This window comes from Clostridium sp. OS1-26 (genome assembly GCF_030915445.1).
Lineage (GTDB): Bacteria > Bacillota > Clostridia > Clostridiales > Clostridiaceae > Clostridium_AM.
This window is the reverse complement of record NZ_CP133264.1, coordinates 3,030,701-3,053,621: the sequence shown is the minus strand read 5'-3', so window position 1 is coordinate 3,053,621 and position 22,921 is coordinate 3,030,701. Positions and strand designations below refer to the sequence as shown.

The 22,921-nt window shown below is 29.9% G+C and carries 18 protein-coding genes; 1 reads left to right on the top strand and 17 read right to left on the bottom strand.

Annotated elements, in window-relative coordinates; all coding sequences use genetic code 11:
- Positions 1-29: 29 nt before the first annotated feature.
- Positions 30-2,747 carry a penicillin-binding transpeptidase domain-containing protein gene (locus tag RCG18_RS14870; protein WP_308036830.1) on the bottom strand — a complete coding sequence of 906 codons (2,718 nt, stop codon included), beginning with the start codon at positions 2,745-2,747 and terminating at the stop codon, positions 30-32.
- 385 nt (positions 2,748-3,132) lie between these two features.
- Complete coding sequence (locus RCG18_RS14865) at positions 3,133-4,077, bottom strand: YafY family protein (protein ID WP_308036829.1); 945 nt, start codon at positions 4,075-4,077, stop codon at positions 3,133-3,135.
- A gap of 107 nt (positions 4,078-4,184) precedes the next feature.
- Here RCG18_RS14865 and RCG18_RS14860 point away from each other — a divergent pair, with 107 nt between their 5' ends.
- Entirely contained in the window at positions 4,185-4,607 is a 423-nt protein-coding gene (locus tag RCG18_RS14860; protein WP_308036828.1) for a pyridoxamine 5'-phosphate oxidase family protein, read from the top strand.
- Between the two features lie 56 nt (positions 4,608-4,663).
- On the opposite strand, the gene RCG18_RS14855 is transcribed toward RCG18_RS14860, so the two are convergent.
- The 15 genes from RCG18_RS14855 to RCG18_RS14790 all read right to left on the bottom strand — a co-directional run bounded on the left by RCG18_RS14855 (position 4,664) and on the right by RCG18_RS14790 (position 22,804).
- On the bottom strand, positions 4,664-5,137 hold the full coding sequence (locus tag RCG18_RS14855) for an NERD domain-containing protein (protein ID WP_308036827.1): 474 nt from the start codon (positions 5,135-5,137) through the stop codon (positions 4,664-4,666).
- Between the two features lie 216 nt (positions 5,138-5,353).
- Positions 5,354-8,701, bottom strand: a complete 3,348-nt coding sequence (locus tag RCG18_RS14850; protein ID WP_308042037.1) for a DEAD/DEAH box helicase family protein — start codon at positions 8,699-8,701, stop codon at positions 5,354-5,356.
- Positions 8,702-8,846: 145 nt separating this feature from the next.
- On the bottom strand, positions 8,847-9,575 hold the full coding sequence (locus tag RCG18_RS14845) for a hypothetical protein (protein WP_374118904.1): 729 nt from the start codon (positions 9,573-9,575) through the stop codon (positions 8,847-8,849).
- Between the two features lie 11 nt (positions 9,576-9,586).
- Entirely contained in the window at positions 9,587-10,750 is a 1,164-nt protein-coding gene (locus tag RCG18_RS14840) for a restriction endonuclease subunit S (protein ID WP_308036826.1), read from the bottom strand.
- 15 nt (positions 10,751-10,765) lie between these two features.
- Positions 10,766-12,223, bottom strand: coding sequence for a class I SAM-dependent DNA methyltransferase (locus RCG18_RS14835; RefSeq protein WP_308036825.1), 1,458 nt, complete (start codon positions 12,221-12,223; stop codon positions 10,766-10,768).
- A gap of 626 nt (positions 12,224-12,849) precedes the next feature.
- Positions 12,850-13,002, bottom strand: coding sequence for a hypothetical protein (locus RCG18_RS14830; RefSeq protein ID WP_308036824.1), 153 nt, complete (start codon positions 13,000-13,002; stop codon positions 12,850-12,852).
- A gap of 482 nt (positions 13,003-13,484) precedes the next feature.
- On the bottom strand, positions 13,485-13,616 hold the full coding sequence (locus RCG18_RS14825; protein WP_308036823.1) for a hypothetical protein: 132 nt from the start codon (positions 13,614-13,616) through the stop codon (positions 13,485-13,487).
- 468 nt (positions 13,617-14,084) lie between these two features.
- Complete coding sequence (locus tag RCG18_RS14820) at positions 14,085-14,273, bottom strand: hypothetical protein (RefSeq protein ID WP_308036822.1); 189 nt, start codon at positions 14,271-14,273, stop codon at positions 14,085-14,087.
- Between the two features lie 101 nt (positions 14,274-14,374).
- Positions 14,375-17,458 (bottom strand): hypothetical protein, encoded by a 3,084-nt coding sequence (locus RCG18_RS14815; protein WP_308036821.1) that lies wholly within the window; start codon positions 17,456-17,458, stop codon positions 14,375-14,377.
- Between the two features lie 444 nt (positions 17,459-17,902).
- Positions 17,903-19,192, bottom strand: a complete 1,290-nt coding sequence (dnaB, locus tag RCG18_RS14810) for a replicative DNA helicase (protein WP_308036820.1) — start codon at positions 19,190-19,192, stop codon at positions 17,903-17,905.
- 18 nt (positions 19,193-19,210) lie between these two features.
- The gene (locus tag RCG18_RS29080) at positions 19,211-19,486 is read right to left on the bottom strand and encodes a DnaD domain protein (RefSeq protein WP_374119143.1); all 276 of its coding nucleotides are present in this window, start codon (positions 19,484-19,486) and stop codon (positions 19,211-19,213) included.
- Positions 19,477-20,088 (bottom strand): hypothetical protein, encoded by a 612-nt coding sequence (locus RCG18_RS14805; protein ID WP_308036819.1) that lies wholly within the window; start codon positions 20,086-20,088, stop codon positions 19,477-19,479. Before RCG18_RS14805 ends, RCG18_RS29080 begins: the two co-directional genes overlap by 10 nt.
- A complete protein-coding gene (locus RCG18_RS14800; protein ID WP_308042036.1) occupies positions 20,075-20,635 on the bottom strand; it encodes a sigma-70 family RNA polymerase sigma factor in 561 nt (186 codons plus the stop codon). The genes RCG18_RS14805 and RCG18_RS14800 overlap by 14 nt, the downstream gene beginning before the upstream one ends.
- 55 nt (positions 20,636-20,690) lie before the next feature.
- Positions 20,691-21,362, bottom strand: coding sequence for a hypothetical protein (locus RCG18_RS14795; protein WP_308036818.1), 672 nt, complete (start codon positions 21,360-21,362; stop codon positions 20,691-20,693).
- 503 nt (positions 21,363-21,865) lie between these two features.
- Positions 21,866-22,804 (bottom strand): YafY family protein, encoded by a 939-nt coding sequence (locus RCG18_RS14790; protein ID WP_308036817.1) that lies wholly within the window; start codon positions 22,802-22,804, stop codon positions 21,866-21,868.
- Positions 22,805-22,921: the final 117 nt, after the last annotated feature.

The following is a 22,921-nucleotide window of genomic DNA, read 5'->3' as shown; positions in this document are numbered from 1 at the left end:
TATTTTTTTTGTTTTTACTTATATTTTTATTAATTACCCTTAGCATCATTTCCAGGTTCCTGCGAATTTGCATTATTTTCAGTTGTTTTGTTTTCTGTTGCTTTATTGGCATTTCCTATATTAAAGTAAGCAGAGTAAATATCTCTAGCTACATAGGCTGCCTGATAACCTTGCCCTCCATCAAATATCATAACACATACTGCTATTTCTGGATTGTCTAAAGGAGCATAACCTACATATTCTGCAAAGTCCGTTCTTCCAATTTCCTCTTGGTTACCTAAGCTGGCTGTACCAGTCTTACCACCAGTTTGTATAGGGAAATTACTGAAAGCACCTGCAGCCGTACCTTTTTCATTAACGGCTGCCATTCCAGCTCTTACTGCTTCTAAATTTTCAGGTTTAATATTTGTATTTTCTATAACCTCTGGTTTAACTTGTTCTATTACTTTTCCATTAGGATCTAAAAACTTGTCTACTAAATGAACCTTATATCTTGTTCCTCCGTTAACTAAAGTAGCAATATAATTTGCTATTTGCAATGGAGTAAATTGGGCCATACCTTGACCTATGCAAGCATCATACATATTAAATCCGCCCCTTAATTGACTGTTAGCATCAGATACTGCAATATAATAAATTGTATCTCTTATCTTAGCAATTTCTTTTGTATTAATGCCTTTTCCACTGTATTGAGAATCTGCTTCTACTAAATCTGAAAGTTTTTTATCAAAATATGATTTATCAAATTTTGAGCTTCCTTCCTTTATAGCTTCTTGTATAGCTCTTTTTATATCAGCTTTCAATCCCGTTACTTTATCTGAATCCTTACTGTTATCATATAAATCTATTGAAGTAAATTTGTTTCCTCTATCATCTGTTCCACTTTTTAAAATTTCCATAGTATTCCACAAGTAAGTACTAGCTGTAATACTTTTAGCTGAAGCAGAGTTATATACTTGTCCAAACCTTTCAGGTATTTCTATACCTGTAAAAGGTTTCGCTTTTGAATTAGGATCAACTCCTAACCCAAATTTCCATGCATATTTAGCTAAACTATCATCACCATAAGTGTTTCTTAAAAACTTTCCTATTGTCATGAAATAAGGATTACTTGAAACTTGTATAGCTTTGTTTAACTCTACATATCCATTTGGACCATCAAGTATAAAAGTTGTAATTTTTCCGCCACCTTTATCAAAAGTTCCATTATCCATAACCCCAAATCCTGGTGTTATTACTCCACTTTCAAGACCTGCAATAGCTGTCATAGGTTTAAAAGTAGACCCTGGTGGAACTACTGACTGTGTAGCATAATTATAAAAAGGCTTTGGATATATATCATATAAATCTTTTCTTATTGTGGTATTGTTTTTTATGCTCTTATCTAGTGGAAATAATATATCAACTACTTCATCTGCACTTTTTCCCGGATAATAACCAGTTAAACTACGAGAAGTTACATAATTCTTTCCAAACTCACCTAAGTCCGGAGCAAAGTATTGTTTATATAAATCTGATTTAAGTCCTCCGATTTCTGTGAACCAGTTTGGATCAAATCCTGGTCTGCTGGCTAATGCTAATACTGCCCCTGTTCTTACATCCAAAACCACAGCCGCACCTCTTGTTGCATTTGATGTATTTGATCTAAACTGACCAAAAGGATTAGCTCTTAACTCTTTCATTTTATCATCTAGAGATTTCTCCGCCGCTGCTTGTACATTTTTATCTATAGTAAGCTGTATAGTTTGACCTGGATAAGGTTCCCTTCTTCCAAGTTCTTCTATAATTCTCCCTTGTTTATTTAATTTAACTATTCTTCCACCCTTGGAACCTTTTAATCTATCTTCAAATGCAGCCTCTATACCTGATGCACCTACATAATCAGTTGTTGGATCATATCCCTTTTCTACATACTTATCTTGATCTGTACCTATTTTAGCTATATATCCTAAAACTCCTGATGCTAATTCTCCATTTGGATAAGTTCTTATAGGTTGTGTATTTACGTCTATTCCTGGAAGATCATTTAACATTTGAAGAAAATTAAATACTGTATTTTTCTTTATATTAGATATAGTAATAGCTTTATATCCAGAAAAACTCTGCATTTTCATAGTATCAAGTACTATCATTAATTTTCTTTGATTTTCCAAGTCATATTTACTTGTATCTATTTTATATTTTTTTATTAACCTTTCAAAAGTTTCCTGCGGAGTTATCTTTAACAACTCTTCGTTAACTTTATCATTTTCTTCTTTTGTAAGTTCATCTTTTTTGCCTTTATATAATTTTTTTTCTATGTTCTCATTAAATCCTCTATCTCTTTTAAATCTAATTTCTAAGAATTTTCTCGTCTCCTCATCACTAACATTAAACTCAAATTTAAAAGGGTTTATTTTAAGCTCAAAATCATCTTTTATTGTTTCATTATTTTCATTCAATATTTTAAAAACTTTTTCTAATGTTTGAAAAATAACTTTGTTACTTTCATCTGTTGGATTATATATTAAAACATAACTTTGAGTATTTACAGCTAATTGACATCCATTTTTATCTAATATATTTCCTCTAGGAGCCGCATCTAAAATCTCTCTAACTGATCTATTATTGGCTTTTTCCTCTAATTCCTCTCCTTTAACTATTTGAAGAAAAAATAGTCTTGAGGTAATAGCTGTAAATATTAAAACCATAATTACTACTAATGCAGTATACCTAGTAAATCTACTTTTATCTTCGTTAATCTTCATTAAATCACCATTCCTCTAAAATTTCCATGTTAGAAATTTCATCCTTGCTTTCATAACTAATCATATCGTGCTTAGCTTCCTACTTTTCCACCTCACTTTGCATTATTATGCCAAATATTAAGAAAAGATTACATCTGTAATACATTTTATATATTACAGATGTAATCTTCAAGTGTCAACTTTATTTTTGGGTTTATTTATAAAAACTTACCCTGTTGCAGTGGGAAAACAGAATAACCTGATACCCACCACAAAAAATCGAAGAAAGTTATCATAACAAAATTACAATAACTTTCTTTTCATAATGATACATATTATACTAGTTTTGTTCAATCAGACAAATTGGAATTTGTAGACTACGAATCATATCTATTTTGTTTGTACATCAATATCTTGATAATAGATGTTTTCTTAAAATATCCATTTTTTTTATTATGAGCTTTTTTAATTTAATTGGCTGTATGAATAATATATTCTGACCATAACCAATTAAATACGTTGCAATAAATTCTTCTTCGCCTTTATTATAGAAACCTCGAATAAAATTTTTTCCCTCCTCAAAGTAAAGTTTCATTGAAGGATAGTGTTCTTTATAAAATAAATCCACTCCCTTTTTTGATATTTCAATTTCAAAGTCGGTTGCATTAGGAGCTTTATATAGCATATCAGCAGACTTCACAAATTCGACAAACGGTTTTGCTTTATACTTTGTACTTTCCTTAACATCTAACACTTTATCACATCGAAATACTTGTGTACTATCCGTCTCAAAATTATATCCAGCAGCATACCATTGACCATATACCGAAGAAATATCAAAAATTTGTATGATGTATCTATTCTCAATACCTTTTTTACTATATTTAATTTCACAAACTCTTTCTTCCATAGCAAATTGTAAAATGTCTTTTAAAAAATAGCTATGATTATTATGTTGAATAACACCTAAACTAAATATTTTTTCTATCCTATGTAGCATTTCCACCTTTTCGGTTGATAAGCAATTTTCAAATTTATTCTTCAATTTCTCTATACTTAAATGAAAAGGGGTTGTTTCATATGCTCCTAAAGTCAGCATTGAAAAATATATGGCAAATACTTCATCGACAGTAAATACTATGGGTGAAAGCAATCGATTTTGAAGAATGCCATAATACCCATTTCTACCTGATTGAGAGTATATTGGCATACCGATTGATTCTAATGCCCGTACATCCCTAATGGCTGTACTTTTTGAGATAGAATACTTATCCATTAAATCCTTTAAGTTAAATGAATTTTTGTCATTTAGAAATAGCATCATATCATTTAATCTTTCTGATTTATTCATAACCAATTCCTTTACTAATAAAATATAATTTTAAATAAATAGTATCAGTATTTGACACCTTTTTAAAGTATACTATGATTATAAAAAAAAGAAAAGGAGAAATAGTCATGATAACTAAAAATGATTTTATGCGAATAATGAATACACAGAATGAAGTTGCGTTAGCAACAAGTCTAGATAACTGTCCAAATGTCAGGATAGTAAATTTTTATTTTGACAGCAATACAAACATTTTGTTCTTTACTACTTTTGGGGATAATAATAAGGTAAAAGAGTTTGAAACTAATCCTAATATTGCTTTTACTACAATTCCTCATCATGGTAATGAACATGTTAAGGCAAATGGAATTGTTAAAAAAAGCTCCCGCACCCTTTTTGATGTTGCTGATGAGTTTATAAGAAAAATTCCTGAATATAAGTATAACGTGGAACAGATGGGACAATACTTAGTACTTTTTGAAATTGAATTTCATACTGCTGTAGTAACATTAGATTTTGAAAATGTTGATACTATTATACTAAATAAATAAGAGTTCCAATATAAAATATCTACTCATCTTATGCTTAATTAAGACGAGTAGATATTTCAATAAATAATGAAACTACGATAGAATAGTAGCATCTTGTTTTTATCATTGCCTATTCGTGAAACAATTCTTGATTCACGTGAAAGTTGGTTTATGCTCTTAATATTATCTTCTATTGTAAATCCACCCTTCAAGTCTGAAGAATTACTTACATCATCATCGGATGAAATGCCACTAAGATACTTTACTTCAATGCCAATAATAGTATTTTCAAACTTTATTAAAACATCGATCTCTCCTTCTTTATCATAAGGCCAAAATTCGATAAGTTCGCTCCATTCATCTTCATCAATATTCTCAATAATCTTTGATAGACTCCTAGGATATATACCTTGAATAAGAATTTGTTTTAAACCGTGATTAAATGACATGTATCTCAAGTTACCAAAAACATTTCCTGTTAAATCATCTTCTAATCTATCATTAAGATTTGAACCGGTACTGCTTATCTTCCCTTTTATTTCTGCAATCATATATTTCTACAAAAAAACTAAGTTTCCTCTAAATTATGGATGAAACATAAAAAAATCACCTTACCTATAGACCTTTCTGATAACACCGATATAACAAATTCCGTTGCTAAAATCAACGATATCATAAACAATCCAGATACCTTTTTTGTTTTCACAGTTTTAGGCATAAAATTAACAGGCTTATCGAGATGATAGCCTGTTTCATTATCTATAAATTTATCCTATTTCCTCAGCATTTATTTTAATATTAGATACAACACCCATAATCTTTCTTGCCTCATTCATGTTGTCTTTGAATAACTCCGTAATTGTACCAACACTTCTAAATGGATCTTCTGTAAGTATTCTGTTATCCTCTATAAATCCGTTAACTACTACATAATCGACAATTAATTTTACAAAGTGTATCTGCTTTGTATTTAAGGTTTCATTATTTAAAAACTCAGAGAAAGCTTCATTGGCTGCTTGTCTATCTAATCCTACTATTTTTCTAACTAGTTTGTTAACTGGCATCTCACCAAATTCTTTTTCGTAATCTGATTGAGAGCCTAGCTCTTTCCACATTAGATCCTCTAATGCTTTCAAATCCTGCTTTGTGAGTTTTTTGTTATTTCTAAGTTTGAAAATAGCTAGTTCGTCCTTATGCTCCTTAAGATAGAACTCAACCTTTTTTCTATAATTTTTAAGATCGTTGGCATTATAGAAAGCTCCACCTTTATCTTCTCTAATAATCAAATCCTCAAAGTTTGTGGTATATATCTTTTGAGTTTCTTTTTGGAGATATTTCAATAATTCTCTTAAAGCTTCTCTCACAGAATCTAGCTCAAATATGTCTGCTGATTCCCAGAACTCATCGGTTTTAACCTTTTCTATAATATACTTTTGAGCTTGTACCTCTGGAATTGTTCCAAGCTTTGAAAGCTCTTCTGCTGTTTGGATTACACTCTTAATAGGCTTATTTGCACTGCTGTTTTGAAGTTTTGCAAGCTGTATTGTATACATTGTTACATCAAATCTTTTTGCAAATTCGTCTTCATTTAAAGGCATTATTAAAGAGGAAATGTGCTCTTTAATTTCATTTACACTTACAGCACCAAGAGCAGTCCACTCATTAGATTGTTTATATTTAAGTACAAATTTAAGCTCCATTCTTACTCTAAAGTTATCCTCATTTAGTGAATTTATGCTTAAAATTGCTTGTTCTACTAAAGTGTCTCTAAAGCTTTTGTATTCATCATCTTGATACTTAAGATCCTGAAGTTCCTTTATTATATCTAGCTTTAAATTAAATATCTTTTCTGTGAGACTTTGAGAAACAGCACCATCAAAGCCCTTTGGATTTACTCTAAAGAAATCAAAGTTATTACAGAAATCAAAAACTAGGGATTTTTCTTTATCTATTCCTATACCTAGAAGGTCAGGACAAAGTCTTGTGCCTCTACCTATCATCTGCCAGAACTTAGATTTAGATCTCACCTTTTTAAAGAAAACCAAATTTAATATTTCTGGTATGTCTATTCCTGTGTCTAACATATCTACTGATACTGCTATTTGAAGCATTTTCTTTTTATCTGAAAAATCATCTATTAAGCTGTCAACATAATTAATAGAGTAGTCAATCTCCTTACAGAAATTGCTTCCAAGCTCAGGATGTAGTTTATTGAACCTATCAACAATAGCCTTTGCATGTTTATTGCTTTTTGCAAAAATTATTGTCTTACCTAGCTTATCCCCACCTTCAATTTTTAGCCCATTCTCCATTAATTTATTTAAAACTAAGTCAATAGTATTGTCATTAAATAACCATTCATTAATAGCAGAGCTTGAAATCTCGTCTCCTATATTTTCATCATCATCAAAGGTATCCTCGTATGCTTCTTTATCTTCGTCAGATAAATCATCATATTTTATACCATCCTTCATTAGTTTGGATTCATATTCCAAAGCCTCATAGCTTACAAGATAACCATCTTCTACTGCCTTTTCCAATTCATAAGCATAGGTTGGTGCTCCACTTTCTAAGTCAAATACACTATAGGTATTCTTATCAATCTCATCCTTTGGAGTTGCCGTAAGTCCTAAAAGATAAGCATCAAAATAATCAAATATAGCTTTAAACTTTTTGTATATACTTCTATGAGATTCATCTACAATTATTAGATCAAAATGTCCGGTCGTAAATAATCTCTTTCCATCCTTAGATTTTGTTTCATCTATGGCATTCATCATAGTTGGATAAGTTGAAAATATCATTCTGGATTCTTCAGGATTATCTCTATTATCTAATAGATTACATAAAGCTAAGTCTGGCAAAAGCTTTGAAAAGTTACTTTTAGCTTGCTTCACCAAGGCTTTTCTATCAGCTAAAAATAATATATTTTTAACCCAATTATGTCTTGTTAGTACGTCCACTATTGATATTGCCGTTCTTGTTTTCCCCGTACCTGTGGCTTTTACTAAAAGCATTTTTCTCTGATTTTTTTCTAAAGCTTCACATACAGAAACTATTGCTTCTTTTTGATAGTATCTGTTTGATATACTATCCTTTATTTGCAGATTATTAAAAGGCTTTCTGCTAGTTCTTCTATCTATTAATAATTGAAGTTCTTCCTTTTTAAAGAAGCCATAAACTCTTCTTTCTGAATAACCATTAAAGTCATCCCATAAATAGGTTTCAAATCCATTAGTAAAGAATATTATAGGTCTTTGATTAAATTGCTTTTCCAAGCAATCTGCATACAGCCTTGCCTGCTGCTGACCTACCTTTGGATCTTTACTACTTCTTTTAGCTTCTACAACAGCTATTGGCTTCCCATTAGCTCCGTATAATACGTAATCAACATAACCTACACCTGCATTATTTGGCATACCATTGACTTCAACTTCTTCACCTATATCTTTGTCAAAATTCCATCCTGCAAGTTTAAGTTCTACATCTATATATCTCTTTCTTGTTTCAAACTCACTGATTTCATCTATATTGAAATCATAGTTTTCAGTATTAGCTTTTCTCTTTTCTGTAAGCTGCTTTCTAAGCTCTTCATTTTGCTTTATTATTTCTTCAAGCTTTTTATCCTTTGAGCTTAGCTTTTCATAAAGGTCCTTAAGCTCCTCTGGTCTAGTTCTTTTTTCTTCACCCTGTAACAGAATACCTTCATCAAAATCTCCTGCTGTATATTCATCAGCATAACAATAATCAATCCATGAAATAAACTGATAAAGGTTATGAAGAGCCAATATAGCCTCTTCACGCTTAATATTAGAATTAGTATGAACAGATACGTTTCCAAGTGATACGATGTATTTAAGCAGCTTTAACATTTTTGTATCTATAAGCATAAGAAAACTATTATTATGAATTAAGCTTGATAGATTATCTTGATAAGGCAATTTTAAATCTTCATCAAAGCTGTACAGCCATTTTACAGATAGTTCTAAAGCTCTTCTTGTAAGTATTGCACAAGTAGCAGGACTTACTAATATGCTTTTTTCCGCTTCTAAGCAAGCTGAAGTAAAATTTTTAAAAATCTCTTTTTCTTTTAGAAAGCTAAAGTTCCCCAATATGTCTCTCCCCCTAAAAATATCTTAAGTATTTATTAGTTATTTATCCGCCTCTTCCTTTAACTTTTTAACCTCTTCAATAGTTAATCCAGTTTTCTTAGCAATCATCTCTATTGAAAGTATATCTAAAAGTTCCCTAGCTATTTCTTTAGCTTTCTCTTTTTCCTTCTTCTTTCCCCTCTTTAATACCTTCCCTTTTACCTTCTTCTATAAGACTTTTCCCAAGTTCCGTCATTTTTATCTCCTCCTTTACTTTTTCTAGATCTTTTCCCTCTAAAAACTTATTTGCAAAGGCATATAATATTGACTCTACATCATATCTATATTCTTTATCTATATCTTTAACAATTCTTATTGCATTAAGTATTTTATCCGTTTTAGATAAAGCTCCACCCATTATAGGTGTGAAACTCAGAGAAATTATATCTTGTTTAGTTATAACTTCCCCTGATTTTATTTTCTCTACAATACTATTATATATCTTATCTCCATCTTTATCACCCATTGATATTGCATTTACTCTAAACTCATTTATTCCTGTTTTTAAATTGCTTGAAAAGTTTCTTATGTCACCGGAATAAACTACATAAGTTATTACATCTTTACCTGTTTGATGACTTAGCAATGCTTCATAGGCTCTAAATCTTCTTAAATCATTACTTCCTTTGTTGGTTGTCTGAAATTCAAAATGGATAAAAGCATCATCTTCCATTAGAAAGGTGTAATCCATAAACATGTTTTTGGTTTCTAAGACTACTAATTCTGTAGGTCCTAGTTCCTTAACTTTTTTGTCTATGCCAAAGAATTTTAAACCTTCTTCTGCAAATAAGTCCATGGCCCGTTTCATGATTAAATCTTCGTAATTTGCTGCTTTCATTTTTTCACCGCCTAGTTAAATAGTTCTCCTTTAAAGGCTTTTTGCATCAGGGAGTTAAAATTGTTTTCTAGCTCTGTTAGGCTTTGTTGTAGTAGGTATTTTTGTTTTTCTATTCTTATAACTATTTCTACAAACCTATTTTGCATAAATATATTAGGTATAGGTAATTCAACATTACTAATAGCTTTTAGTGTTAAAAATGTTTGTGCTCCTCCTCTACAATTTTTATCTATAATATAATCTTTTAAATAATTTAATTCATATTCTAAATACTTAGAATCTACCTTTTCCTTATCAACTTTTAAGAGAGCTACATTCTTCATACTAAACTCCTCGTCTAAAGGATTAAAAATCGCACTGCCTACTCCTGATCCTATATTAGTATATAGAATATCTCCATATTGAGGATTGCACCTTTTATAAATTTCTTCATGAATTTCTTGAGTAACAAACTCTAAATCAGATAAATCTAATTTGAATGGTCTTATATTTTTCCCAGTAATAAATTTGACACCTTTAGATACTCTCACAGGAGTATCATGTGTACCGTCAGTAATCTTATTACAAATATCTATCAGCCTGCTAATTTTCCACCCTTTATTATTAATTTTTAAGTCTCCAAACATATCATAAAAAACACTTTTTATTAATTCATCTAAAGCTTCTATTTGAGCTTTTCTTTTATCTATTAATTCTTGGGCTTTGGCTAGAAGATTTATAATTTTCTTTTGTGTACCTAAATCCTTCAAAGGAAATTTTACTTCCTTTAATATTGTTGCTGAAATATTGGGTTGAGCTCCTCCAACTCCCATACTCACTATTTTTGTCTTATTAGCTCTAAAAAAATAATATAAGTATTCAGGTAGTACTCTATTGTTAGGCAAAAATGCTGCACAAGCTTGATTAGTTGTCGCCTCTATATTTAAAATTGAAGTTGCTCCAATAGTTGCTCCATACATTGCAATTAGAACAGTGCCTGATGGGAAAAGCTTTGCTGAAGATTTTTCCACTGCAAGTTCAGTAATATGCTCAGAAGCTTTTTCAATATATTTCTGCTTTAAATCACCTGTTTTTATCCATGGTATGCTACCATCACTATAAAAATCAGAGTTACCTCTGCTAGGAGTACCTCCTGAGGTTATTTTATATATTTCACCTAACTTAATTAAATTCATTTTTAAAATAACCTCCTATACTTCTATCATTCTTTCTAATTCTTCTAATCCTTGTATTATTTCTTTCTCTAATGTCTTAACTCTATCTAAAATAACACCAGGAGCATCATATTTAACTTCCTCATATTCTATTTCCTTATACTTATTAATAGAAAGATCATAATCATTATTTCTTATTTCTTCTACATCTACAAAGAAAGACTGCTCTGTTCTCTTTCTTTCAATTTCTTTATCTAAACTATTAAATCTTTCAATAATATCATTTATATCATTATCCTCAATTGGATTTCTCTTATCATCTAGGCTATACCCATCTGATTTCATATCATAGAACCAAACTTTATCAGTTCCACCGCTGCCTGTTTTAGTAAATACCATTATAGCAGTTGATACTCCTGCATATGGCTTAAACACACCACTTGGCATAGATATAATAGCTTCCAATTTATGATTATCTACAATTTCTTTTCTTATAGATTTATGTCCACCAGTTGAGCCAAATAAAACTCCATCTGGAACTATTGAAGCACAACGCCCTCCATTTTTTAAAACTCTTAAAAATAGTGCTAAAAATAGCAGCTCTGTTTTTTTTGTTTTGGTTACTTTCAAAAGGTCTGCTGACACTGCTTCATAATCTAAGCTTCCCTTAAAAGGGGGATTGGCTAATACTAAGGTGAACTTATCTTTATCTGTATTTGCCTCTGAAAGTGAATCTTTGTATTCAATGTTTGGATTATCAACACCATGAAGCATCATGTTCATAGCACCAATTCTAAGCATAGTTCTATCCATATCAAAACCATAGAACATATTGTTATTAAAATGTTCCTTTAACCCCTGTACGAGGAACAAATCACCATGGTTATCACGTAAATACTGTTGGGCAGATACTAAGAATCCTGCTGAGCCTGCTGCTGGGTCTACTATAATATCTTCAGACGTTGGTTTCATTAATTTAACCATCATACCAATTATGTGTCTTGGCGTTCTAAACTGTCCATTTGTACCTGCTGTAGCAACTTTTGAAAGTAAGTATTCATAAAGGTCTCCCTTTGTATCCTTTCCTTCCATATCTATATTGTTTATACCATCAACTATTTTTGAAAGCATTAATGCTGTTGGTATTTTAAATATGGCATCTTCCATATATTTTGCATAGGCTGAGTCATCTTTTCCATGAAGATTCTTTATAAATGGAAAAACCTCTTCTTGCATTATTCTATACATTTCACTAGCTTCAAAATCTTTAAACTTACTCCATCTTAAATGCTGTTTATCACTTGGAAACATTCCTTCAAATTCTATACCTAGAAATACTGCCTCATTTTGCTTTGTTGTTTCTTTATCATCTAATCCTTTTATGAATAAAAGATATGTAAACTGTTCTATAACTTCTAATGGGTTAGTTATCCCACCAGTCCAAAAGGTTTCCCATATTTTATCTACTTTACTCCTTAGTTCTCCTGTAATCATTAGTTGTCCTCCAAAATAAAAAAATAATTGCATCAGCCTATACTAATGCAATTATATTATAATCCTTATTTTCCTACTTTTCTATGATAATCTCCATTTTGCTTGTTTCCTAACTCTGTATTAATAAATATATACTATTTCCATCATTTCCTAAAGCTAGATAATCAATGCTTCTATCCATGTTTCCTTTCTAGCCTTGCTACAGTTCCCCATATGTTAGTGTATTTTTTTAATACTGTGATGCAGAAATATTAGCAGAATAAATTGTTACAATTTATTAATGACACCTAAGGACTTGTCGAACCTTGGGTACACCTTGCTAGTATTTCTCACCTTTATCCCAATTATTATCACACTACTTTATCGATTACTTAAATTAAAATTTTGATCTTACTATTTATACTTTTCTCATTCAGGACAAAAGAAAGGTTATCTTCTAAAATTCTTTAAATACCACCATAAGAATTAAGAATGTATTCAGTTTCATTTAGTATCCATTTTACGAGTTCATTTGTAACTATACATATCCTTATCTCTCTTGCTATCATATATCGTCTGTATTAATATATATTTTAAACCAATTCAAAGGCTCTAATTCACTTATAATGTTATCAGTAGCCCATATTTCATCTAAATATTTTATCTGAATACATACATCTCTCTATCAAATTTTCACCTTTAGTTTCAAAAATAAGTCCAAAATCACAAACAGCAAAGTCAGATGGTAACCCCAGTTTATTATTTAATAAAGCTTGAGCTTCCGCAACAAACTCTTGCAACCCGCTACTGACATTTGTGTTAATAGCAAAACAAATTATAACAATTTGTTAATGCCCCCATGGCAATTCCCCGAAGGAGCTTGCGTCTGAGATTGCTATGAAAGGAAATATGATATTTTTTGTGTAAGGTAGTGAGCTTTTTAAGGAGTCTTTATTTACATAACAGCCTAACACGCTTTCAGGACTCACAAAGTTAAGCTTATCATATTCTTTTTTCAAAAAAGCTTCTGACTCATCGTCAGTATTAGTGTATTTAGAAACTTCTGATCAATATCTTAGTATATTTTTAGCGATATCCGTAGTTATACAGTTGCTCTCAATTCTTATTGAATCAAAATCGTATATTTGGCTCTTAGATTTATTAAATATAATTTTTATTTTTCCACTAAAATTCATCATTTGTTTAATATTATAAATAGGTATATCTTCATAGTATACAACTTTATTTGTTATATCAATAATTGTAGGATTTTCTTTAATAGTTACATTTTTAATGCTGTAAGGATATAATCTAAAACTTCTATATCAACCATTAATCCATTTGTTTTATATGATAAAACATCTTTTGTTTTGTCTTCACCATTTAATAATATTAAATATTTGCTTTCGTCCATATTATTTAGTTCCTTCAACTTAAAATATTATATATATTAAACTTGCCTTATGTCTTTTTTATATACCTAAGAATTACTTTAAGTATAATAACTTTGAATGAGAAAAATTTTTTAATTATGATATTTAAACTTCATAATTATATAGATAATAAGAAGTTTAAATATCAAAGTTATATTAGTAAAATAATTTTAAATTTAGCTTAATTCTTATTATCGCTCTATAACAAGCTTTCAATCATGTCATTTAATTGTTCTCTAATTTCATCAGAATTTCTATTTCACCTGAGCATGTTACTGAAACCTAAAGGCTTTAGTTTTAAACAACTTTACAGGCATCTGTGCTCCCGTTGAGAAAATTATGATAATACCTCTGAGACACAAAATGTTAGAGTATCAATAATCAATCTTGTATTTAAATATCAAGGAACCTTTATCAACAGAATACTCATATTATATGCTTTCCTTATCTTAATTTTTCTCTGTATTAAGTTCATCTACCTCTTTAATTCCATTTGAATCTCCTACCGCAACCTCTGGATTACATGACTCTTGCTTTAATTCGTGTTTTCTTTCTTCTTCAATTGGATTTGGCTTTATACCATTAGTTATTTCTTTTAAGCATATTTCTTGTTGTTGTTTTTCATCTTCCTTTTTCAACAATTCTAAATAATCTTGTATTAATTCTCTATAAGTTTTAATAACACTTTTTTTACAATTTTCATTATCTAATTTATATATAGCGTTTTTCGAAACATATTTTACCAGTTCGTCAAAGTTATGTTCTTTTTTAGAAGTTCTATTACTTTATCTATATCATAATTAAATAATCTTATTAAGTGGTCACAATTCTCTTTGAAAGGCGAAAAAATAAAATACTCACTTTGATTTATTCCATAATTATATAAATCTTCTGTATCTCCACTAATCACAATTTCTTTATATAGTATCTCAGCCTTATTTTCCTCCTTAAAATAACCAATAGAATTCAGCAACTTTCTGGTACTATATTCTGCATCAAATAGTATCTTTAATTTTTCTTTGGCTTCCTCTTCGTCTTTTAAACAATTTATATAGAACGCTGATATTTTTTGTTTTCTTTTCCTCAGCCTGACCGTTCTATAAACTGTTGAATTATGCTTTACAGGAACTCTCTTTATTACCCCAAATTCACACCCTGCATATCTTCTCATTATTGTATAAAAATCAAGTATATATATACACTTATCTTCTCCTATATATGATTTAAGTTTATCGACTATTTCTTTTGTATTACTGTCAATATCACACTCATTAACTCCAATTATATATTTACTTTCTTGAAGGTCACCAAAAGTATATTCTGAGTTATAACCAACTTTTATATCCTTCCCCCATTCTTTCATATAGTTTTCTTCGTTCAAGAAGTAATTAAATGCTAATCTTAGTTTTAGTAATTGTGAACTAGTCGTAACATCTTCTTCTATGTTTTTATGAACATATTCTAAGTCTGTGCTAATATTTAATGCTAACTCATTATATAAATATCTTAATGCTTCCGGAATGATGATTTTATTAAGTCGGTTTTCGTATTTCTTACATATATTTTTCTTTAACGCATCCCTTGATACTTCTAACACCTCTTTAGCTTTTCCTTTTTTTATGTCTATTCCTATATCAAATAATTCCTCGTGTTCAATATCCAATGCATAATCACAATTAATTTCTTTAAATCGTGCCTCGCGACAAGTTCTATAAGTATTCTTATCTACCTTATTATCATTAACTATCAAATTTACTATAATTTCATAAGCTTTATCTTGTATTTCAATATTCCATTTTTTTATTGATTCATCCTCTGTTATATATTTATCTAAATATATAGTATATATTAAGTTATCAGATCCTCTAAATGGTCCATATGTTATTATATTTTTAATAGTCTCTTTTTTAGTCTCTGTTTTTTCATATGATAAATTTAAACTTATATTTAAAGTTGTAATATTTTTAATTATTTCTTTTATGCTCTTCCTTAACATTTGTATAATTCTTTTTTCCTTGCAATTAGGATCAAAGTAATCATACGCAACCCTAATATATCTATTTTGCATTATTGTTTTAAGTTTAGACTCCTTTATTCTCACAGTAACCTTAGTCCCTGTATTAGCAATGCTATTATCTTTCTTTACTGTTATATACCCATTTTTTCTTCTTGAAATAAAACTTATGTTATAACCATCTTCTTTATCTGATTTTGTCTCAATTTTAATCTCATCGGTTATTAAAAAGACAGCATGCATTCCAATTCCAAAGCTACCTGTTGGTTGTAACCATCCTGGCATTGTCTCTATGAAATCTTGTAATTCATCATCTTGTTCCCAACTTCCACCAACATTCTCCATCCTTTTAAGATCTTTTAAACTTATCCCACACCCTTTATCTTCAATAGTGAAAATATATATATTTTCGCCTATGGCATCCTTAGCTTCTTCATAATCCATATTAATTTTTATTGGATAAAATCCCTTTAATTTTTGGGGCAATTGTCTTGGAAAGCTAAAATCATATTCGCTCAATACTTTGTCTTTAAAATCACTATCTATTAGCCCCCATATATCATCATACTTTTTACTTTTAATATCTTTCCATATTTTAATTTTCGTAGCGTCCATTGCATTTTGTAACAGCTCTCTTATAAAAACTAACTCATCTCTATATATTCCATTACCTTCAATTAATTCAAAAGCTCTTACTGGATCAATATTGAATCGTAAATTAAGCTGTTCAGTTATATTCTCTGCTCCTTTTATACTTAGTTTAATATCTCCTAAACTTGGTGGCCCCCCCTTAAAACCTATTGGTACAATATCACTCCATTTGCTGCTTAAATTCTTTAGTTCATCACTAAGCCAATCAAACCAAAGTCTTGTTTCTCTATATACAGCATCACTTTCACACACTGCTGATACCTCAATTCGTTCTGGAGAAACTAAAAAATGAGTAATCGACCTATGTTTTTCTTTATGTATTTGAGAACTTTTGGGTAATGGTGATGTTTTCTCAAAGACCTCACTAAACCTACCATTATCCAAATCTAACAAGTCTCCTAGTCTTATTAAACACGCGATAAATCTTGGATGTATTTCATCAACTCCTATACCATTTTGGGTATGTTCTAAGTTATTTAACACATGATCAAAATCACTTCCATGAGCTGTTGCTATTTTTCCAACTATATTCATTATTCTTTCCGGAATAAACTTATTACCATTTATACAAGCTGCAATTTCCTCCGATTGTTTCAACCACATTTCACTTCTTAGTCCATGCTTCTTTCTAAAATATTCAGCAGTAATTAAGATTACATAATCCCTAACTTCAATAGGCCAATCCTTATTTTTTTCATCAAATTCAAAATTTTTTTCTTGAATTTCTAATAAATATGCTGCTGCTTTTATTATGTCTTCATCCAAACCATCAGTTGAAAGTCTCTTTAAAAAACGTTTAAAACTTGGCTTTTTCCATTCATTTCTTAGCAAATTTTCTGTAACGATCATTCCCAAATCATGTGAGAATGCGCTTTCTAGTATTAAAAATGTATCTGTTGGACTTAAGCTTTTAATTCTTTCTTTACCCAATACCATTTCAATTTTATTGACTATGCTTAAAGAATGACTTGCTTCGTGCTTACTATAATGTGGAAAGTTTACTGGAACCGCTGATAACGAATTTGTATATATATCCTTATCAGTTGTCCAGGCAGCATATAAATGTTTATATTTCTCATTATTTTTACATTTAATCTCCAAGTGCTCTTCTAATGAATATTCTTTTATACCTATATCAATCTTATCCGCTGAATACATTTCCTCACTCCTATATTTTTATTTTAATTTAACCTATATTTATTCTATTTACCCCATCTAACATTATAGTCATCAGCTACTATATAGTAAGCTTTCACTGAGTGTGATGTTAAATATCTCTAGTCAACATCAGATACATTTAATATCACTAAAGTGTAGTGCTACCTAATCATCTTCTCATTTCAATAACATCCTCTTTATCTTTCGTATTCACTCCACACACTACACCAATTTCTGCCATCCATACTATACATTCTACAAACAATGCCATTTCCCTTTATTTTCATGGGTAAAACTTGTATAAATAGTCTATATAAGTCATTAAAACTATTGCTACAGCTACTTCATTCGACAGTTAATAATTCTTTGCTATCAACCTATTTTACAAAACCCACATTATTTCGTTTCACTTCGTAATGTGGGCTTTACCGCTAAGTTCAATGCCTACCAAATCCTCTGTATCTCCGGCCTCCACTTTAACCTAGCAGTTCCAACCTCTCCGTTCCTATTCTTCGCCACAATGCACTCAATAATCCCCTTACTCTCACTATCCCTATGATAGTACTCATCTCTATACAGAAACATAATCACATCTGCATCCTGCTCTATACTTCCTGACTCTCTCAAGTCAGAAAGCATAGGTCTGTGATCACTCCTGCCCTCTGGAGTTCTTGAAAGCTGTGATAGGAGAATCAAGGTTATATCAAGCTCTTTTGCCATAAGCTTTAGCTTTCTTGTAATTTTTGAAATCTCTTGGGTTCTATTTTCATTCTTTTCACCGCTGTCTATGAGCTGAAGATGGTCTATTACCACTATATCCAAGCCTTCTTTAATCTTGATTTTTCTACACTCACTTTTTATAGCTCCTAGTTTAAAGGTCTTATCATAGACTTTAATGCTTGATGCTGCAAGGGTAGAGGCTGCTTTAGTTACATTTACCCATTGTTCGTCGCTTAGTGAGGCATTTTTTATATTTTCAATTGGTATTCCAGTGTGAGTGGCTATAGTTCTGTCTATAATCTGAGTCTTTCCCATTTCAAGATTGAAAAAGGCAACCTTGGCTCCTCCCTTGAAGACAGAATTTAAAATCATGTTAACTGCCATAGTTGTCTTACCCATAGATGGCCTGGCAGCAAGTATTATTAAATCCTCTTTTTGCAAGCCTCCAAGCATTCTATCTATTGACTTATATCCACATTTTATTCCCTGAAGTTCTCCACCTTTCTCACATCTGCTTTGAAGAGTGTCCATGAAATCCTGCATGATTTCTCCCATATCTTCACTTTCTTTTATTTCAGCTGAATTTAAATTTAAAAGAGAATTCTGAGCATAGTATACTACATCCTCTGGAGATTCTTTTCCCTTTCCGAGCTTGTCCAAGGATGTATTAAATATTTTTAGAATCTCCCTGTAATTAGATTTTTCTTTAATTATTTCTCCATGTTTTTTTATATTAGACGCCGTTATACTGGTATTTATAAGCTCAGTTATATAAGTTATTCCCCCCACTTCCTTGAGGCTTTCTCCAAGCTTATCACAAAGGGTTACAATATCTGCAGGTATGTTGTTTTCATACAGTTCCTTTAGGTTTTTAAATATTATATTATGCTTTGAGCTATAGAAATCCTCAGGCTCCAGCATGTTTATAACTTCACAGATGCTATCATTTTTTAAAAGTATAGAGCCAAGTACATTCCTCTCGGCAGCTAGGTTATAAATTTTCTCTATTCCCATAATAAATCTCCTCCAATTTTAGTCTACGTATTGATATGCTGCTGCATTGCACATATTATCATAACTATCCTCTTTATCCTTGCTTTTATTAAGCTTCTCCACTGTGGTTATTCCCTGATCTGTCCAGTTTTTAATAACAGTTTCAATGTACCCAATATGCCTTGCATTATACTTAACAGCCTCATTGATAGCAGCAATTATAACTCCTTCCTCAAGCTCATTGCTCCAAAGCCGTATTTTTTCTCTATCACATTTAGTTGCCTGATGAATATTTTTATTAAACTCTAGTAAAATTCTCTTTCTCCCCTCTTCTTTATTTTTTGCTTTTTGTTTTTTAGAAGGAGATTTTTTTGTTTCTTTTTCTTTTTTGTTTCTTTTCCCCCTAGGTCCTTGGAAGCCCCTTCATAGGGGCTTAAAATTTCGTCATCTTCCTCAGCTTCAATGTCTTCAGAAGTCTTTTCTACATCATAGTCTTTATCAACTTTAATATCCTTAAAAATGTTTTCCACATCATAAGCTCTATCAACACATATTTTATACAGTATATTTATAAACTCTTTATTCTCAACCTCTCTAAGTTCTTTGTTTATACATGCTATTGTATTTTTGCTGCTGCTGAAGTTATATTTCATCCAATTTAAAATCATAACCTCCTTAGTTTCTTCGCAGTATAAAATTTTGCCGTATCCTACAAATCTTTTTAAAAGCTTTTCTATAGTTTCTCTGCTGTAGCCTATTTCTGCCTCAACAATTTTTTTGACTAACTTAAATATTCCACATTGAGTAGTTTTCAAATTTGTCATAAGATATATGTAAAAATACTTTTCCTCTGGTGTAAGCTCTGATACAAAATCATCCTGCCAAAAGCTTGTTCTAACATATCTATAAACTGCCATGATAATTCATCTCCTCTAAATATCTTCTAAGTTTTATAAGTGCCTTCTTCTTTCTACCTATTGCTGCTCTATAGCATATGCCTTTAAAATTTGCGTAATCATTCAAAGTTCTGTTTTCAAAATAAAACCAATAAATTACCTCTTTTTCCTTTTCTGAAAGCTTATTTAAAGCTCTACCTAGTAAGAGCTTTTCCTCTTTTTTAACCATATCCTCCTCAACATTTTCATCGCCAGCTATACTATCAATAATTTCAAAGCCATCTTTATTCAAGCTATTAGTGCTGCAGTCACTTACTCTTTTTACATTGCATCTTATCAGGTTATAAAAATTTATTTTTATTGCATTGAATACGTAGCTTGTGAAACTGCTTTCTCTGTCAATGTCATACATATTTACAGCTTTAATTATAGATACTTGTCCAATTTGTATTAAATCTTCAAGTTCTAGTCCTTTTATATAAGTGCTTCTAGCAGTTTTTATAACAAAAGGAGTAAATTTTTTTATTATTTCTTCCATAGCTTTTTTGTCCCCAGATTTAGCTAAAATAATCTTATCTACTAAGCTTTCATTTTTAATAATAAAACCCCCTATATTTTTAATTCTATAGATTTATAAATATATCTATAAAGCTTCCTATATCTTGAATAATTGCGAAAATAAGCAGCGATATACAGTGAAATTGCTTCAATTCCTTTATTTTTTTAATCTTATTCAGTGCTCTTCTAAAGGTTCTCTTTACACTTTCTAATTTCACGCCTTTTTCCTTAGAATAGTCTTCAAGGCTTTTTCCACGGATAACATGGCGAAATACTCTGTTTTCTTCTTTACTTAGCTTGTCCTTAATTAAAATATTGTAGCTTTCAGACAGTGTTATATTACTTATTAAAGTACCTTCAAATTCGCATCTTTCATTTATATTTTTTAGGTTATAAAGATCAATGTTGCTTCCATAGAGAATATTTAAATTATCAAAACGTTTGCTCTTCTTACTAAAATCAACAGTTTTGTTTTTTATACTTTTTTCAATTAAACTGCATAACTGTCCATAATTTTCCCTTTTAGAAATATAGATGCATTCTATAATCTTCATATTACATTCTTGCATATAATCCTCCCATTCGATGTTAACATTTTCATTAATAACTCCATCATAATTGCTCTTTATTAATCTTTGAAAGTTATCAACTATTATTTGTACTTTCGACTTATCTCTTTTCTTAGCACCATCTACTATGCTTTCCATTTTTTCATCATTTAACTTTTTTAATGTCATAAATTCCTTCCTCCTGCAAATTTATTATGTATTGTTAATTTTCCCTTATATAATATAAAGACGATTTACCCCCTAAAACACGGACAATTTTTGAATGTAATCTTTCTTTTTTGTTACGCCATATTATCCTAAATATCCTTATTATTTTACTTATAATAATTATTTTGGTTATTTATTACAGAGATTAAAGACTATATTATATATAAAAACACTTTTTTCATCAAATGTCGCCTATATAAAAAATAGAATTATGTCTTATTATTTTTTTAATTAGGTTCTGTTAAAGAAGGATATACAGTCTTTAGAATTAATATAATAGGAGGAAATATTGCATTATTTTATGTAAGTATTTATATTAGCTTCATTTGCTACTAAAGTTATAAATGAAGCTAAAAATGCAATAAAATAAGGATTAACTTCTATGAGTTAATCCTTATGATAAAAATACTTATTAAATATAAAGAAATCAGCATGCTTCACAGTATTGTGATCTGCAGGCTGATTTATAATTTTTGATAATGATTTAATAAATTCTCTATTTTTTCTTTAATAAGGTATTTTAGCGATTCAGGTTTTACTGACGTGATAGAACTACCATATCTAATAAAATAATTTGCAATAAATTCTTCTTCACCTAAATTATAGAACCCCTTTATAAGTGTTTTAGTTCCACTTTCTATTTTCATTGATGGATAATGCTCTTTATAAAAAATATCCTTTGCTTGTTCTAAAATTTCCACTTCAAACTCAATATTTTTTTCAGATTGATAAAATTCTAAAGAACGGTTGATGAGTTCTTCAACCGAAAATTGTACTTTATCATTATGAAATTCTAACAAAGTTATTCTATCACATCTGAAAACTTTACGTTTATTTGTATTCAACTCTATTCCAGTAGCATACCACTGTCCAAATTTAGCAGAAATTTTAAAAAACTGAATATGATAACTTACTTGTTTGTTATTTTTTAAGTATTGAATCTTACAACTAACTTCATTAAGAATGCTTTGTAAAATTTTATCTAAAAACTGACTAACATTATTATGCTGATACGCTTCAAATTGTAAAACTTTTTTCATCTGATGAATTTGTTTTATTTGTTCTTTAGAAAGACAGTTTTCAAATTTTTCATTTAGTTTATTAACACTTAAATGAAATGGCGTAGATTGATAAGACTCTAGCGTCAACATTGCAAAATATAAAGCATACACTTCATCAAGAGTAAAAATAATAGGTGATAATAACCTATTTTTTAAGATACCATATCTTCCATGTCTACCATGCTCTGAAAAAATAGGCATACCTAATTGTTCTAATGAACTAATATCACGCAAAGCTGTACTTTTTGAAATATTATATTTATCCATTAAATCACCCAAATTAAAGAACTCTCGACCATTTAAGTATCGTATCATGTCATTTAATCTTTCTGATTTTTTCATACTATCCCCCTTTTAAAAGGTGTCATATTTTGATACCTTTATATATTATAATAAATCTAAAGGAATATATCAATTTTATAAAATATATTCCTAAAAATTACTATAAAAAAGGAGATT